Annotated in this window: 9 protein-coding genes; 5 read left to right on the top strand and 4 right to left on the bottom strand. The window is 52.2% G+C overall.

What is annotated here, in order from left to right; all coding sequences use genetic code 11:
- Positions 1-8: 8 nt before the first annotated feature.
- Positions 9-1394 carry a sulfatase-like hydrolase/transferase gene (locus GZZ87_RS18980; protein WP_162024470.1) on the bottom strand — a complete coding sequence of 462 codons (1386 nt, stop codon included), beginning with the start codon at positions 1392-1394 and terminating at the stop codon, positions 9-11.
- Between the two features lie 338 nt (positions 1395-1732).
- Between GZZ87_RS18980 and GZZ87_RS18985 the strand changes: the two genes are divergently transcribed.
- The 3 genes from GZZ87_RS18985 (at position 1733) to GZZ87_RS18995 (ending at position 7517) form a co-directional block, all read left to right on the top strand.
- On the top strand, positions 1733-3562 hold the full coding sequence (locus GZZ87_RS18985; RefSeq protein WP_162024469.1) for a hypothetical protein: 1830 nt from the start codon (positions 1733-1735) through the stop codon (positions 3560-3562).
- Between the two features lie 60 nt (positions 3563-3622).
- On the top strand, positions 3623-6088 hold the full coding sequence (locus GZZ87_RS18990; RefSeq protein ID WP_162024468.1) for a glycoside hydrolase N-terminal domain-containing protein: 2466 nt from the start codon (positions 3623-3625) through the stop codon (positions 6086-6088).
- Positions 6089-6470: 382 nt separating this feature from the next.
- Positions 6471-7517 (top strand): transposase, encoded by a 1047-nt coding sequence (locus GZZ87_RS18995; RefSeq protein ID WP_244652043.1) that lies wholly within the window; start codon positions 6471-6473, stop codon positions 7515-7517.
- Positions 7518-7644: 127 nt separating this feature from the next.
- On the opposite strand, the gene GZZ87_RS19000 is transcribed toward GZZ87_RS18995, so the two are convergent.
- A complete protein-coding gene (locus GZZ87_RS19000; RefSeq protein WP_162024466.1) occupies positions 7645-9027 on the bottom strand; it encodes a hypothetical protein in 1383 nt (460 codons plus the stop codon).
- Positions 9028-9368: 341 nt separating this feature from the next.
- Here GZZ87_RS19000 and GZZ87_RS19005 point away from each other — a divergent pair, with 341 nt between their 5' ends.
- Positions 9369-10835 carry an arylsulfatase gene (locus GZZ87_RS19005; protein ID WP_244648167.1) on the top strand — a complete coding sequence of 489 codons (1467 nt, stop codon included), beginning with the start codon at positions 9369-9371 and terminating at the stop codon, positions 10833-10835.
- A 5-nt stretch (positions 10836-10840) separates the two neighbouring features.
- On the top strand, positions 10841-12436 hold the full coding sequence (locus tag GZZ87_RS19010) for an arylsulfatase (RefSeq protein ID WP_162024465.1): 1596 nt from the start codon (positions 10841-10843) through the stop codon (positions 12434-12436).
- Positions 12437-12791: 355 nt separating this feature from the next.
- Here the strand turns inward: GZZ87_RS19010 and GZZ87_RS19015 are convergent, their stop codons facing one another.
- Together GZZ87_RS19015 and GZZ87_RS19020 are read right to left on the bottom strand one after the other, a co-directional pair.
- Positions 12792-13439, bottom strand: coding sequence for a response regulator transcription factor (locus GZZ87_RS19015; protein ID WP_162024464.1), 648 nt, complete (start codon positions 13437-13439; stop codon positions 12792-12794).
- Entirely contained in the window at positions 13436-15586 is a 2151-nt protein-coding gene (locus GZZ87_RS19020; protein ID WP_162024463.1) for an ATP-binding protein, read from the bottom strand. The genes GZZ87_RS19015 and GZZ87_RS19020 overlap by 4 nt, the downstream gene beginning before the upstream one ends.
- Positions 15587-15705: the final 119 nt, after the last annotated feature.

Consider the following 15705-nt stretch of genomic DNA (forward strand, 5'->3'; position numbering starts at 1 on the left):
CCAAGTGCTTATTCTCGACGGGTCTTTGCTAGATCCTTGCAAACGTCTTCAAACCATTTGCTGAGCTCGCGATCCATGCGTTGCACTTGTTGCGGTTGCGCCTCTGCGAGATTGTGCTGCTCCAGTGGGTCGTTTTTGATGTTGTAGAGTTCGACCGGCGGTGGAGCTGGTATCTCCACGTGTGGTGCGGGGTCAGTGATGATGCCGTTCTTAATAAAGTATTCTGGCTCATACATAGAGACATGCAGCCATTTGATGTCTGGCACTTCAAAGGCTTCGGGCAGGTAAGGGCGCACGAGCTTCCAGTCGCCATCCCGGATTGCTGCATTGTATTCGAGGCGCGGTTCGTAGCGGTTCCACTGCCAGCAACGCAGTGGATCGTAGCGGGGCGCATTGCCGCGCAGGATGCTCGATTGGTCCACTCCGTCGAGCTTCAGGCCGTGCGGTGTGTCGATACCTGCAAAACCTAAGATCGTCGGCAACCAGTCGCACATGTGGAAGAATCCATCGGTATCTGCGGTGGCCGGATCTAGGCCGTCGGGCCAGCGGATGATTGCTGGCACGCGAATGCCACCTTCGTAGGTGGAGCCTTTGGAGCCGTGTAGTTGGCAGTTGAAGCGGTCCAGCGATGAACCTGCCTCGCAGCCAAATTGCGGACCGTTGTCGCTAGAGAAAATGACCAATGTGTTGTCACGTAGACCTTGCGTCTCGAGTTGCTCCAGTAAGCGACCGACATTGCGGTCTAGGTTGCGCACCATGGCGTAGAGCGTTTTGACCGCTTCACTTAGGTCTTCGCGGTTGCGAAATACCGCCATATCTTCCTCTGGCGCTTGCAGGGGAGTGTGCGGCGCATTATAGGTGAGGTGTAAATAGAAGGGGTCTTGCGGGCTGCGCTTGAGAAAGTCGATGGCCTCATCCGTCCAGAATTCGGTGAGGTAACGTCCATCAGTTCGGATGATTTTGTTGCCCGACTCTAGTCGCCAATCATAGTAGTCGTGCATGCCGCCGCGAAAGCAGATCGCCTCATCGAAGCCACGATTTTCAGGCTTATAACGTGGATCGAAAGCGCCTAGATGCCATTTTCCAATGAGGCCTGTGCGGTAGCCGGCTTTACCGAGAATGTCGGCAATTGTCGTTTCGCTAAGATCCATTCGCTCAAGGCCGCGCCACTCAAGGGTATCGATCGAGCCCGTGCGCTGCGGGTAGCGCCCCGTGAGTAGGGATGCGCGGGACGGGTTGCAGACTGGGGAACTGGTGTAGTGCTGGTCGAGGCACAAGCTTTCTTTGATGAGTTGGTCTAAGCATGGAGTTTCGCTCAGGCCGTTGTTGAAATAGCTAAAGTCGCCATAGCCGAGGTCGTCGACTAGGATGTGGATGATGTTGGGCCGTGTCATATGTTGAAAATGTGCTCTTTGTTTTGTGTTTTAAAGCGGACATCCTAACTGATTATTTTTTGTTTCTCAATGATTTTTGTTAATATTATCATTATTAGGTTGACCAACATCAATATTCACGAATGGCTATAAGCATCCTATTTAGGGATAGGATATTTATAGGGTTAAAGGTCGCGCCGGGGGGCGCGGCCTTTTTTCGCATATAACGATGGTCGGTATATTAACCTCGTATTTTGGGAGCTATAATTTGAAGCAGTTTTCTTAGCCGCGTCGGTTCAATTTAAATATTTTATTTTCTGGACGACACAGTTATTGTTAGTAATAACATTTACCTGTTTATGCATTCTCTAGAATTTATTGATTACCTCGTCATTGTTGCGATTCTGCTCTCGCTAATCGGCGTTGGGCTATTTTTCACCAAAAAGGGGGGCGAAGATATGGACTCCTTCTTTGTCTCAGGGCGTTCATTGCCTTGGTATATTGGAGGCACGTCGATGATTGCCACGAGTTTTGCGGCCGATACGCCGCTGTGGGTGAGTGCGTTGGTGCGTAGCCACGGGGTGCATTATATTTGGCAGTTCTGGGCACCGGTCATCGGTTCGACGTTGGCGCTGGTGTATTTTGGGCGTAAATGGCGCCGGATGGCTTTTGTGACGGACGTCGAGTTTATGGAAGCACGCTATGGTGGCACGCCGGCTAAAGCGCTGCGCGGTTGGTCGGGTGCATGGGGTGCGATTATTATTTGTCCGTTGATTTCGGCTTGGGTGATTAAAGCGATGGAGACGATCGGGCGTGAAGCGGTCGGCCTGCCGCCCGAGTATCAAGTTCCCGTTACTATAGCGGTGGTCGCCGTGGCAATTTTGATGTGTGGTCTTTCGGGGCTGTTCGGGGTCGTTTATACCGACTTCATCCAATTTATCTTAGCGACGCTGGGCACGATTATCTTGGCGGTCTTAGCTGTTCGAGAAGTCGGCGGGCTTGATGCCCTGGTTGAGCAGCTTCGGGCAATGAAAGATTGGGGCGGCAACGAGCTCAGTATCTCTCCGAGGATTGGGAGTGGTGAGGGAGAAATGTCGACCTGGAATGCGATCGGTTTCTTTGGATTTCTCTGGATTGGCGTCGGCCTGAGTGGTGCTTATCAAGCGCAGCGTTTGCTAGCGAGTAAGGATGCTAAGAACGCCGCGTTCGCTCAATTGCTACACACCGTCGTCTATTATTCGTTGATGGCGTGGCCATGGATCTTGGTCGGCCTGTGCTCGATGGTGTTGATTCCAGAGTTGAATGTGGCCGATCAGAGTGCGGCTTATCCACGTATGATCGTCATGGTGATGCCGGTTGGCTTGAAGGGGCTGCTCGTAGCGGCGCTCCTTGCGGCCTTTATCTCGACGATTAGCACGCTCTTTAACTGGGGCTCTTCTTACTTGGTGAACGATGTGTATCGCCGCTTTATGAATACAAATGCGACCGAAAAGAACTACGTATCGATTGCGCGTGTCGCGACCGTGCTTATGGCGATTGCGGGTGCATTCATTTCAATTAAGGCTGACAATATGCAGCAGCTTCTGACCTTAGCCTTTGTTCTAGGCTCGGCTGGCGTTGTGCCTGGTGTCTTGCGCTGGCTCTGGTGGCGCACAACAGGTAAGGGTGAGTTGATCGCATTGGTCGTCGGTTGGATTATGGCAATCTTGCTCTTGTTCGTTAATGTCTTTGATAACGCATTTACAGATCAACTCTTCGGTGCGGGCGAAGGATTCCACCTCAGTAACGATCCCGATCTCGTCGGTGCGCGTATGCTGCTGATGGTGCTGGTGGTTGGCTTCGCGGTGATTGTTGGCTCTCTTTGCACAAAGGCCGAGGATATGGATCGTTTGAAGGCATTTGCAGCTCGCGCACGTCCGTTTGCTTTCGGCTGGCGCCCTGTTATTAAGGAGATGACGGTCGTCTACATTGAAGAGGAGCCTATCGGTCGCACTCTTTGGTCATGGGTGATTAGTTTGGTCTCGATGCTTTGCATTCTCTACGGCGTCGGAAAACTTCTCCTCGGCCCACGCGAGATTGGCCTGGGGCTGATTGTCGTGGGTGTCGTTTGCTTGGTCTGGTCGATCCGTCGCATTCAGAAGGATTGCGCCAACGATGTGGATGAACCCGATTTTCTTAGTAACAAGTAGCTGATTTCTACCTTATTTTTCAAATTTTAGGCAGATCGCATTCCCTCTTTTTCAGTAGCAATGGATTTAGTAAAGTATCATCAAACATGGCAGTCGAATCATCGCTTGCTCAAAATGGCTCAGCCTGCGGGTTGGTGGCGCGATGCGTTTCCTCTAGGAAATGGTCATTTAGGTGCGATGCCTTATGGACGCCTCTGTGAAGAGCGCATTCTGATTAACCACGAGAAATTGTGGTATGGCGGTATTGTTCCTGAGTTGCCTGATTTGGCGGATCTATTGCCGAAGAGCCGTGAGCTGATCGAGCAGGGCGAGGCGCTAGCGGCGAATGAACTCTATCACGATGCGCTGAAGGCAGAGGGTAAAGAAGGTCGCTGCGCGGTGTATCATCCTGCGGCGGATCTACGCTTTAGCAGTGTGTGCGAGGAGCGTTTTAAGAACTATCAGCGCTACCTCGATCTCGAAGCGGGCGAGACCATGACGTATTGGGAATGGCACGGCCAAGCGCAGGTGCGTCGTAGTTTCGTATCGCGCGCGGATGATTGCATTGTAGTCGAGCAATTGGGCTCAGGTGTTGAGGCACTCTCGTGGGAGCTGAACCTCGAATTACATGAGCTGATGGATGCGATTCGCCATAATGGTGAACTGTTTAAACCTGCAATCGACTTTACTGCCACTGCCGACGGGGAATGGCTGATCGGCACTGGCAAATATACCGACCCGAACTATGACGGTGCGGAGTATGGCGTCGTTGCCCGTGTAGTGGCCTCAGAGACGAGTTGTTTATCCCCCGGTGAGGCTGGCAAGAGCATCGTTCTGAACGGTGCAGAAGACGTGCGAGTCATCGCTAAAGTCTTCGTCTATGAGCCCAGTGAAGCTGCGGTGGAGCGTTTGAAGCAGGAGATTGTGGCGTTGGGTGCAGACTATGATGCGCTCTTGCAGCGTCACTCTGAACTGCACCGTCCACAGTTTGACGCCTGTCGTATTGAATTCGCGGATACGGGGAATTCGACGAATGAGGCCTTGCTGCTGGATGCGTATAGTGGGTCCACTTCCAACGAGTTGCTGCAGAAGATGACGGACTATGGCCGTTATTTGTTGATGGGGAGCTCGGACGAGGGCTCCGTGCCATCGAATTTACAAGGAATCTGGAATGGCGACTATGCGCCGCCTTGGGACTGCTTCTTCATGATCAACGAGAATTTGTTGATGAATTACTGGCAGGCATTGCCAGGCGGGATGAATGCAGAGGCGCTGGGCGTCTTCAATTTCTATGAGTCGAATCTAGAGGCCTATCGCGAAAATGCTCAGAAACTTTACGGCTGCCGCGGCATTTTCATACCTGCGCTGACATCACCAGAGACAGGCTTGTCCACACATGGTGGTTCATGGATCGTGAACTGGATTTCAGGTGCGGGTTGGCTGTGTCAGTTGTTCTACGATTATTATCTGTTTAGCGGCGAAGCAGCATTTCTTAAGGATCGTTTACTGCCGTTCATGCGTGAAGTGGCGATCTTCTATGAGGACTATTTCACCTATGATGCTGCGGGGCAGGTGGTCATCTCGCCATCGACTTCGCCTGAGAATTGGCCGAAAGAATCGTGTGCGATCAAGTCGCCAAGCTCCATTCATCCACGCATGACAGTCAATGCCACGATGGACGTGGCGATTGCCCGCGAGTTGCTTGGCAATTTACTCAAAGGCGCACGCGATTTCGGACTGTATGAAGAGAGCCTAGAGCAGTGGGAATGTATGCTCGAAGGCTTGCCTGAGTATGAGATTAACGAGGATGGTGCGATTCGTGAATGGCTCGATCATCGGTTCTCTGACAATTACGAGCACCGTCACTTATCGCAGATCTATCCAGTATTCCCTGGGTTTGAGGTGACAGAGGAATCGCACCCGACACTGTTCCCCGCATTTAAGACTGCAGTCGATAAGCGCGGCACGGTCGGATTGAAGGATCAGACCGGATGGTCGCTCGCACACATGGCAAATATCCGTGCGCGCATGGGCGATGGTGCCAATGCGTATGATTGCTTGGAGACGTTGATGCAGACCTGTGTGGGTAAAAATTTATTCACCTATCATAATGATTATCGCGGCTCGGGTATTTCGATCGATTGGTTCTTCGGGCGTTCGACGCCGTTTCAGATTGATGCGAATATGGGGCTCACCGCTGCGGTGTATGAGATGTTAGTGCAGTCCTCTCCAGGTCGTATCAAACTGCTTCCAGCCTTGCCGGAACAACTGGCTTCTGGTCGTTTGAGAGGCGTCCGCACGCGCGCAGCGGTCACAGTGGATATGGAGTGGCAGCTCGATCAGGAGCCGTCTCGCGTGCAGTGTCGATTCGAGTCATTGGTTTATCAGGTGGTTACAGTGCAGTTGCCGAAAGCTTCGATGCTAATGTCTGGGGATGCGATTCATGTGCAAGATACGACTTGTTACAACGTAAAGCTGCAGGCAAACACTCCGCTCGAAGTCGAGTGGGAGCTCGTTGAAGAGGCGATACACGCTGTTAATAAATAGAGAGGGGAAGTGGCCTTCTCGGGTTCTGGCATGGCTGTGATTGTCGCTCTACTGAAGTTGCATAGCCTCGAAACTCTGTTTACGGAGTCTTGCGATAGACCGCAGGGGTTCGCAGATATATTTACATCTAATCGGTATCTATTGTTAAGCCATCTCGGCAGGCCTGCGGCGTGGTTACAGCACTAGCTCAGCTCAGCTGAGTCTTTCTTGAAGGGTGTTCACTTTTCCTCGTTCAAAGTAGTGCGTAGATGGGTCTAAGCGAGAGCATCGCACACTCAGCAAAGCACTCAGCACACTCAGCAAAGGGACAGGCTAAAAAAACTAAGGTCGGTTGGACTTTTTTTGATTATTGGTTTCGTTGTGTCGTATGAGGATGCGACGAATGAAGGTGAGTGGTCGTGATGCGGTGTATCATGTGATGACCCGCACGGTTAATGGTGAGTTGCTCTTTAAGGATCGAGAGAAGGAAGTGCTGCGTAAGATGATCCGTCAAATTGCGGACTTCTGCGGTGTGGATGTGCTCACATACTGTATTATGTCAAATCACTTCCATGTCTTAGTGAGGGTGCCGGATGGTGGTGCTGTCTCGGATCGTGAATTGATGCGGCGCTACAAGGTGCTTTACCCGAGGCCTACGAAATATCAGGAGGCTTCAGCTAAGCTGATGGCCGCTGAACTGCTAGCTGGCGGGGATGAGGCAGATCGGATTCGTCGTCGTTTACTGGCACGGATGTCGGATGTGTCTGAGTTTATGAAGGCGGTGAAGCAGCGCTTCTCAGTTTGGTATAATCGTTCACATCAGCGCTATGGCACTCTGTGGGCGGAGCGTTTTAAGTCAGTGTTGGTCGAAGGTCAGGGCAATCCGTTGCAAACGATGGCGGCCTATATTGACCTTAATCCGGTGCGGGCTGGCCTTGTCGAAGATCCCAAGGATTACCGCTTTTGTGGCTATGCGGAAGCGGTCGCGAACGTTGAACATCGAACGTCGAACTTTGAACGCGAGGGAGCTTCTGAAGGTCGGGTTGCGGATGCGCGGGCTGGACTGGTCGCTGTGTGGGCTGACTCGATTGGTGCGGGCTCGGGGAAGCGCAAGCCTTACCAGTTGGCGTTGCAGGCGCATCGGATGTTGCTCTTTGGTAAAGGGGGTAGTCCTTGGACGCATCAAGGTCGGGTGATTGATCGCAAGCAGGCAGTGAAGGTGCTGGAAGAGGAGCAGGGCGAATTGTCTAAGGCGGCGATGTTGCGCTGCCGAGTGCGGTATTTCACGGACGGTGCTATTTTGGGCTCGGCTGAGTTTGTGCGTGGCTTTGCGGCGACTTGGCAAATGGATCGTGGGCGAACGCACCCTCCTAAGGTGAACCAAATGCAGGGCGGTGATTGGGGCGGCCTCGTAGTGATTCAGGGGCTACGCAAACGGGTGTTTGGTTGACTGCTGTATTGTTACTGCCTCTGAGCTCCTGGCCTTCCCCTCCGTCGTGGATCCAACGACAGCGGGGGCTAGAAAAGCTCAGTTATCTGAGCCTTGTGCCTGTTGCTTTAATTTTAGCGACGTCCTACTAATTTCGTGTCCCCTTTGAGCTGCGGGCGCTCTTGATTTCATCCTCGCCGCGGATCACGCGATTCTTACCTCGGAAGAATCTTACGTATTGATCTAACTGCTTTTTCCACTCGGGGCGATAGACTTCATCGCCTGCGAGAAACAATACTACGTTCACGGAGGGGGGCGTGCGGTTTTTATCTTCGTAAAGTTCTGCGTTCAACTCCTTGAAATACTTGATGACATCTTTTGACTCAACTTGCTGATGGCCTGGGCCGTGCCCCGGGTGTCGGGTTTCCCATTTCAAATCAAGCTCGCCAGCATTAGAATAGATGCCATGGCGCTGTGAGAGGACACGTGCTGGTTGGCCTTTTTTGGCACGATCTGCATTCATACGAGCCAATTCCTTATCGATTCGCTTTTGCATGATCGGCACCTCCAGTTGATGTGCTGCGAGTTGTTCTTTATAGTCTCTAGTTGCAATTAGACGCTCCCAGTCACGTTTTTGTTTATCGCTGGCGGGGGCAATGATGTTTTCAAATCCACGATGATAGCCTGTGATTAAGAATATTGCATCTGCGTTCTGCTCTAAAGCGACTTGTGTGATGAAGCCTGTCTCATTGCCTCGATTCCCACCCCACGCTAAGACACTTTGAAGTTCGTGGTCTGCTAGTGCTGTCAGCCTAGGGGCTTTGGCCTGAGCGCTTGATTCTAGTCCTGGATGCTCAGCATCGCTATTAACGGATGCAATCCACTGCACTAATTGAGCATGCGATTCAGATCCTGCTGGTATGAGTTGAGGCTTAAACAGCACTGTTTTCTTGCGGTCTTGCAGCATGACGTTGAACAAAGTGCCTGCGGAGAGATTACCGACCATGTCAGTGATTTCGTCTTTAATCACTTTGTAGCTATTTAGGCCGCCTTTTTTATCTGTCACCATCTCTCGATTCGCGTCGATCACGAACAAAATTCGCTCAGCACGTGTTTTCAGGCCGAACACACTGACGTCCGAGAGGCCCATGCCAATACTACCGCGCGTGCCGCCGAGCAGTTGTCCACCGCCGATACCACCGAGACCGGCGCTGACGGTGAAGCTTTGATCCATCTCGGGCAGATTTACATCGATCTGAGCAACCGCAATGTTGGCCACTGGGCGCATCGTGAGTCTCTGGGAGGGCTCCTGCTTCGGTGCTTGTGGCTTAATCTGAACCTTTACGGGCGGCGGTGGCTCTTCTTCGACCACTGCTGGCGGTTCTTCGAATTGTGTCTCTTCGGGGATGACGATGTTTGCAATCGTAATGACGCCTGCAACGAACCCGGCGACTACGTGGAGAGCGATACTGATGAAAATCACCTTCAGTAGCATCGGGTTCATCTTACGATCCTTTTTTATTTCGATCATTGCTGTTTAATTGGGGGAATTGAGGTAAATGGCTAAACGCGTGATGGCGTAAGTATATGACTACATCACTTTAAACGAATATTGTCATTTTGCCTAAAGATACGGTTTTTTCAATACTTATATTAGTATTAACATTTTTTGATATATTCAGTCCAGGCCTCGTCTCGTATACAAATATTGGTGTCGAATTCGGAAGTCGTCATGCCCCTGATTCGCAATGACTCTCTATTTCATCGCTAGGTCGATGGGGCGCTTTAGTGAGGGCTAAGAATCATTTCTGTTCACGGCCGTATATGCGTGATATTCAAATGCGCTCCGATATCATATGCTGCTTAGCTTATATGATGAAACAAATTCGCATTGTCGTTACCTCTCTGTGTTGTTCCTTATCCCTATTGGCTGCTGCTGCCAAACCCAATATTGTTTTCGTTCTTTGCGATGACTTGGGCACTGGTGATATTCAGTGTCTCAATCCGGAACGGGGAAAAATCCTAACGCCAAATGTCGACCGGTTGGCGGCCGAGGGGATGATCTTTACCGATGCGCACTCTGGCTCATCGGTGTGCACGCCGACGCGTTATGGCCTCATGACTGGTCGCTATAGCTGGCGCACTCATTTGCAGAGTGGGGTGGTGCAGGGCTTCGATCCCTGTTTGATTGCCGAAGATCGTCCGACCGTTGCAAGCTTCCTGCAAACGCAGGGCTATCATACCGCGATTATTGGTAAGTGGCACCTCGACTTTCTTTATCAAGATTCAAAAACGGGTGAGACCCTGAAGCGTAATGGGAAGAAAGCCTTAGCTCCAGTCGGCAGTAAGATTCCCGATGGACCCGTTCATCGCGGCTTTAATTATTATCATGGCTTTCACCATGCCGGTGATATGAAGGGCGTGATCGAAAACGATACGGTGATCGCTCACGAGGAGGAGATTCATATGTTGCCACGTTTGACCCGCAAAGCGGTTGAGTATATCGATGAGCGCGCGAAGATGGATAAAGATCAGCCGTTCTTTCTCTATGTTCCGTATGGTTCGCCACACTCTCCCGTGCTGCCGACGAAGCCATGGCAGGGGCGAAGCGGGCTCAACAAACACGCGGACTTTGTAATGGAGACCGACGATGGCTTCGGTGCGATCCTAGATGCGCTAGATCGCAATGGCTTCACAGATAACACACTGGTGATCTTCTCTAGTGACAATGGCACCTCCAAGGGGGCGAATCTCCCCGAACTTCAAAAGAAGGGGCACTATTCCAGCGCGCAATTCCGCGGTTCCAAAGCGGATCTGTGGGACGGTGGGCATCGCGTTCCCTTTGTGGTGCGTTGGCCTGGAACGATTCAGGCCGGCTCACAATCCGATCAGTTGATTTGCTTAACCGACTTGTTTGCGACTTGCTCTGACTTTTTGGGCACAGTGCTACCTGCGCATGCAGCAGAAGACAGTGTGAGCTTTTTACCTGCACTATCTGGGCAGGAGATCACTTCAACACGCCACGGCGTGATTCATCACTCGATTAGCGGGCACTTCGGCTATCGACAGGGTAAATGGAAACTACTCCTAGCGCGAGGCTCTGGAGGTTGGACAGCTCCGAAGGAAGCTGAAGCGAAGAAACAGGGTGCCCCCGTTGCGCAACTCTACGATATGGAGGCCGACCCTGGTGAGACGACTAATCTGTATGAGTCTCATCCTGAGGTGGCCGCACGCCTGCTTCAGCAATTAGAAGATGATATTGCTCGCGGTCGTAGCACTGACGGGGTTGATTCGGAGAATGATACAACGAAGATTAAGCTCTGGAAGAGCGGTCAATAGTCGGCATGAAACTACGTAATAATTTCCTACGTCTACTTGGCTCTGCGACGGCATTCAGCATGGCAGTGACGCTCAGTTGCCTCACTGCACAAGCAAAGATGCACAAGCCAAATATCATTGTCATCTACACTGATGACCAAGGCTATGGTGATGTGAGTGCGCTGAATCCGGATGCGAAGTTTCATACGCCGAACCTAGATCGTCTGGTGCATGAGGGAGTCGCCTTCACCAACGGGCACAGTCCAGACTCAGTTTGCACGCCGTCACGTTACGGCCTCCTGACGGGGCGCTACTCGTGGCGGACGACACGTAAATCAGGCGTGATGGGTGCCGAAGGGAAATGCATGATCGAAGACGGACGAATGACGCTCGCCTCACTGTTGAAGGACAACGGCTACAATACCGGCATGGTAGGTAAGTGGCATTTAGGCATGGACTTTCCAGGCACACCAAAGAATCGGGATTGGTCGCAACCCATTCTAGATATGCCTTTAGATAAGGGCTTCGATTACTTTTATGGAATTCCAGCGTCACTCAATTTCGGAATTCTCGCATGGTTCGAGGGGCGATATGCCGCAGTGCCACCGACGCTGTATACCAATAAAAAGAAGAACCCGCGCTATGTGGACTACCGTATTATGCCGCCCTTTGAGCAAACGGCAGAGAAGTCTAAGGACCCGACACGCATGGTTAAATCGAACTTCGAGATCGCGCCCGATTTCATTGATAACCAGTGCCTGACACGCTTCACCGACAAAGCGATCGAATGGATGGCTGACCAGACCGCGGACGCAAAGATTGGCAAACCATTCTTTCTCTATCTGCCATACACCTCACCCCATTATCCGGTTTGCCCGCTGCCCGAATTCCACGGGCAGGGTGAAGCTGGTGCTTACGGTGAGTTTGTGATCGAAACTGATTATCATGTTGGACGCATTCTTGAGTTTCTTAAAGAATCTGACCTCGATGACAACACGATGATCGTGTATAGCAGCGATAACGGCCCCGAGAAATCTTGGCCTCAGCGTTTGGAAAAAACGGGGCACGATAGTCGTGGCGGCTTCAAAGAGGGTAAACGCTCTGTGTATGAAGGTGGCCATCGCGTGCCCTTCCTAGTGCGTTGGCCTGCAGGGATTGACCAAGCTGGACGTGAATGGGACGGTCTCGTCGGGCAAGTCGATTTACTCGCAACCTTCGCGGAGATTGTCGGCGCTGACGTGCCTGCCGATGGCGGGGAAGATAGCCAGAGCTTTGCTGCGGTGCTACTCGATGCGGATTCGGACGCGGAGCGTTTGCCGTTAATCAATTATGGCAATGGAGCTGGGGATAATCGGTATGCCATTACCGAGGGTAACTGGAAGTTGATTCTACCGAGTAAGAAGGTGAAACAAACGGAACTCTATGATCTGTCGAAAGACCGCGCAGAGACCACTAATGTCGCAGCGCAGCATCCTGAAGTCGTGGATCGTTTGACAAAGGAAATCACAACAATCGTCGTCTCTGGTCGCACCACGCTAGGAGCACCTCAGCCCAACGATACTGGTTACTGGAAAGAGCTATCGTGGATGGATGAAGAACAGTATCAGCGTGAGACTAGGTAGTCGGGGATCTAGATGAGTTGGCCTAAACTCAAACTCCCCCCTCCTCAATTAGGCATATCCTTCTACATATCTTTGTATCTTCGATATAACGTCATTAATGCTCTTTTTTTTAACTCCTCCCCAGCCCAGGGGAGGTGGCTCGGTCTGCCGAGTCAGAGGGGTTTTCACTGTTATTTTAGTCAAGCTGGTAAAATACGCTTAGGTTCCGCAAAGAACCCTTCCGTCTCGCTTCGCGATCCACCTTCACTTCGCAGGGAACGAGTTTTTTACTGCTCACTTCAGATGCCCCCAACTTATGTAGAAGGATATGCTCAATTAGGAGGGGAGTCCTATTGAGTGCGCAGTCTGTCGAAAGTCACCCCATGCGTTTGCCGTATTTCAGAATGATCTCAGTGCGTGAATGAATCTGCAGCTTTCCATAGATTTTACGGACGTGGCTGCGCACTGTGTCGAGGCTGACAGTTAGTTGATCTGCGATTTCTTTGTAAAGCATACCCTTGATCAGTAGGTCGAGCACTTCCTGTTCACGCGGCGTGAGACCATCTTCTGGCTTTGGCTGTGGGCTGCGGTGAAAGAAGCCCACCACCTGTCGAGCGATGTGTGGCGACATCGGTGAGCCACCGCGATAGGCAACTTGAATAGCGTCGACGATCTCCGCTGGTGGTGTGCGTTTTAACAAATAGCCACAAGCGCCTGCGCGTAGGGCGTCAAAGATTAACTCGTCCTCTTCATACATGGTCAGGACGATGCAAATCAGTGAGGGGCAGAGCTGTTTAAGCTGCGTGATACATTCGATCCCGTTTTCGCCTGGCAGGTTGATGTCTACGAGTGCCACTGAAGGCGGGTGATCGGGTATCGCTTGCACCGCTGCTTCGGTGCTGCCGTATATCGCCTGGCATTCAACTGCCGAGCTCGGGAGCTTGAAAAATTTCTCCAAGGCGCGGGCATAGGGCTCGCTGTCTTCGATTAGGACGACGGGAATACTTGCTTCTGTTTGAGTCATGAGAGTGGTAATTTCATTTCGACGATTGTGCCGCCATTTTTATTGGGCAACCAGTCGCAACTGCCGTGGATCGATTGAAGGCGTTGGCGCATGTTGAGGAGTCCATCTTGTCCAGGCCCGACTGATTCGTCGGGAAACCCGCAACCGTTGTCCGCCACACGGATTATGAATTGCCCGTCGGTATGGCGTAGTGTTACAGCGACTTCGCTTGCTGCGGCGTGTTTGACGATATTCTGTAAAGACTCTTTGAAGGCGAGGGCGACTTCATGTCGTGTGCCAGCTTGCAGTGGAATGTTTGCCCATTCGTTGGGGCTGTCGATGCGGTAAGTGATTCCGAGTGGTGATAGATATGCATCGATATTTTGTATCAAATACGCGGCGAGCGCGGGTAGTGTATCGTTGCGTGGGTTCACGGTCCATACGGCTTCATCGAGTGCGCTCATTGCCTCACGTGTATAGCTAGTCAAGGCAGCTAGATCCGTATTGGCCGCGGTCGGTAGCTCATGTTCTAGTGTAAAGACATCCTGTAGCACGGTGAGTTGAGCCAGACGTGCGCCTACGTCGTCGTGCATGTTACGCGCGATTCGTGAACGCTCGGCTTCGAGTGCGGTTTGCGCCTCCAAGCGTTTGATTTTTAGACGCGAGAAATAGCGTGCTGATAATGCTCCCACAAGCAATGTTACGGAGCCGATCAGCCAGAGGAATGTGGGTGTTTGAGTAAAGCGTGCCTGCACGGTCAATGGCAGTTTTAATACGGACGCGTCCCAAGTGCCGTCGCTGTGCGCGGCTTGTAGTTCCAGTTGGAAATCGCCCGCGGGAGGGCAAGGAATTTCAAGTAGCAGAGTGTTCGACGTGTGCCAGCTCTTGTTGCCGTCGCTACTTCTCCAGCGGTAGAGTCGATCATACGGTTTGCCCGTCTGCGGGATTTTGAACTGAAAACCCAGTCGTTGAACGCCGGGGGGAATGTGTGGGTTGCTGTCTGTCGTAAGGATTTCCCCGTCAGCAATCACTGCCACCAATTCCGCAGTGCGTGTTTCATAGGCTTCGACCTCGGCCAGCATGGGGGATTGTGGTCTCGAGTTTTCGCTGGAGATCCGAATGTAGCGTCCGTTAAAGTCGCCTTGGCCGTCTGAAGCACGTAAGATGTCGACTGCACCTTGTGGAGGGTAGGAGCCGTCTGGACGGTTGAGGGTCTCCCAGATCGGCGTGGCACCGGATTTTGGATCCTGATCGTAGAGCTTGATTCGCATCTTGCTGAATCGGTCTAAACTATAGTGATCGCCGCGCTGCCGTAGCCCCAAGTGGTCGAGCTTCCTTTGTTCGCCTAGGTCGATCTCAAAGTAGAAGTCTTTGACCGGCACGCCCTTGGCTGGGTGTGCGAGGGTTGAGGGCCAGCCATCGGTCAACGTGGTCGCCGCCATCATGGTGCTGGAAACGGTAGGAAATTTGGTCTCGTGAAGCGGGTGGGTTGCAGTGGCTGAGGCGCCGAGCGCAACATTTGTCGAAGTGGACATGATTTCGACACGAAATTCCGTAAGCATAAAATCCCCAGTCGATGCCCAAGCCATGACTGGTCCATCTGCGGGGCGCATGACGCGTAATACAGGGTAGACATCGATCCGGAAGCCCGTGGCCGCTTTGCCGAGCAAGCGGGTGGAAATGCGGTAGATGTCGTCTGGTATCATACCTGTCACTACGTAGGAGACCTCCTTAGCTGTCAGCCGATTGTCAGGCGTTGCAGAGAGTTCGCAGCTGGTGGCGCTGTAGTTCAGCAGTGGCAGGGGCTCCCAGTTGCCAGTTTGGGAGGGAATGGCGTCTGTCGTGTAGCTCAAGGCAAAGTCCGCGAACGCTGCGTGTGGCCGACCTGACATAAAGCACAGCGAGAGCTCTATCAGATCCGCCTCAATGGGATCTTTTGTCGTGAATATCGCCGATTGCGGGGAATTGAAGTGCCCCCCTACGCTCCACCCCGTGGCTGACTCGTTTCGGCCGTCAATTGTTTGTTTGAGATGCTCGGGGTCTCCAGCATGGTAAGATGCTTCGACATCGGAAAAGACGACTGAGGTGCGTGCCGACGTGGAGGCCATGGAGGCGATCAGCGCAGCGGCCAGCGCTAAAAGGCGCCATCGTTGTTTCCTAGAATGCATAAAATATTGGCAAGTTAGATCGTTGCCCTAGTTTCGTCAACGCCTGCTTGGGGAAGCGTTGTCACATCTTCATGCGATAGCGCAGACACATGTTTTCTGTTAAGATAGAAGCGACTTAT

It is taken from the genome of Lentimonas sp. CC4 (assembly GCF_902728235.1).
Lineage (GTDB): Bacteria > Verrucomicrobiota > Verrucomicrobiia > Opitutales > Coraliomargaritaceae > Lentimonas.

Excerpts from the sequence above, each read along its gene's own strand:
- GZZ87_RS18995 (WP_244652043.1), top strand. The coding sequence starts at position 6,471 with ATGAAGGTGAGTGGTCGTGATGCGGTGTATCATGTGATGACCCGCACG.
- GZZ87_RS19005 (WP_244648167.1), top strand. The coding sequence starts at position 9,369 with ATGATGAAACAAATTCGCATTGTCGTTACCTCTCTGTGTTGTTCCTTA.
- GZZ87_RS19000 (WP_162024466.1), bottom strand. The coding sequence starts at position 9,027 with ATGATCGAAATAAAAAAGGATCGTAAGATGAACCCGATGCTACTGAAG.
- GZZ87_RS19015 (WP_162024464.1), bottom strand. The coding sequence starts at position 13,439 with ATGACTCAAACAGAAGCAAGTATTCCCGTCGTCCTAATCGAAGACAGC.
- GZZ87_RS18980 (WP_162024470.1), bottom strand. The coding sequence starts at position 1,394 with ATGACACGGCCCAACATCATCCACATCCTAGTCGACGACCTCGGCTAT.
- GZZ87_RS18985 (WP_162024469.1), top strand. The coding sequence starts at position 1,733 with ATGCATTCTCTAGAATTTATTGATTACCTCGTCATTGTTGCGATTCTG.
- GZZ87_RS19020 (WP_162024463.1), bottom strand. The coding sequence starts at position 15,586 with ATGCATTCTAGGAAACAACGATGGCGCCTTTTAGCGCTGGCCGCTGCG.
- GZZ87_RS19010 (WP_162024465.1), top strand. The coding sequence starts at position 10,841 with ATGAAACTACGTAATAATTTCCTACGTCTACTTGGCTCTGCGACGGCA.
- GZZ87_RS18990 (WP_162024468.1), top strand. The coding sequence starts at position 3,623 with ATGGATTTAGTAAAGTATCATCAAACATGGCAGTCGAATCATCGCTTG.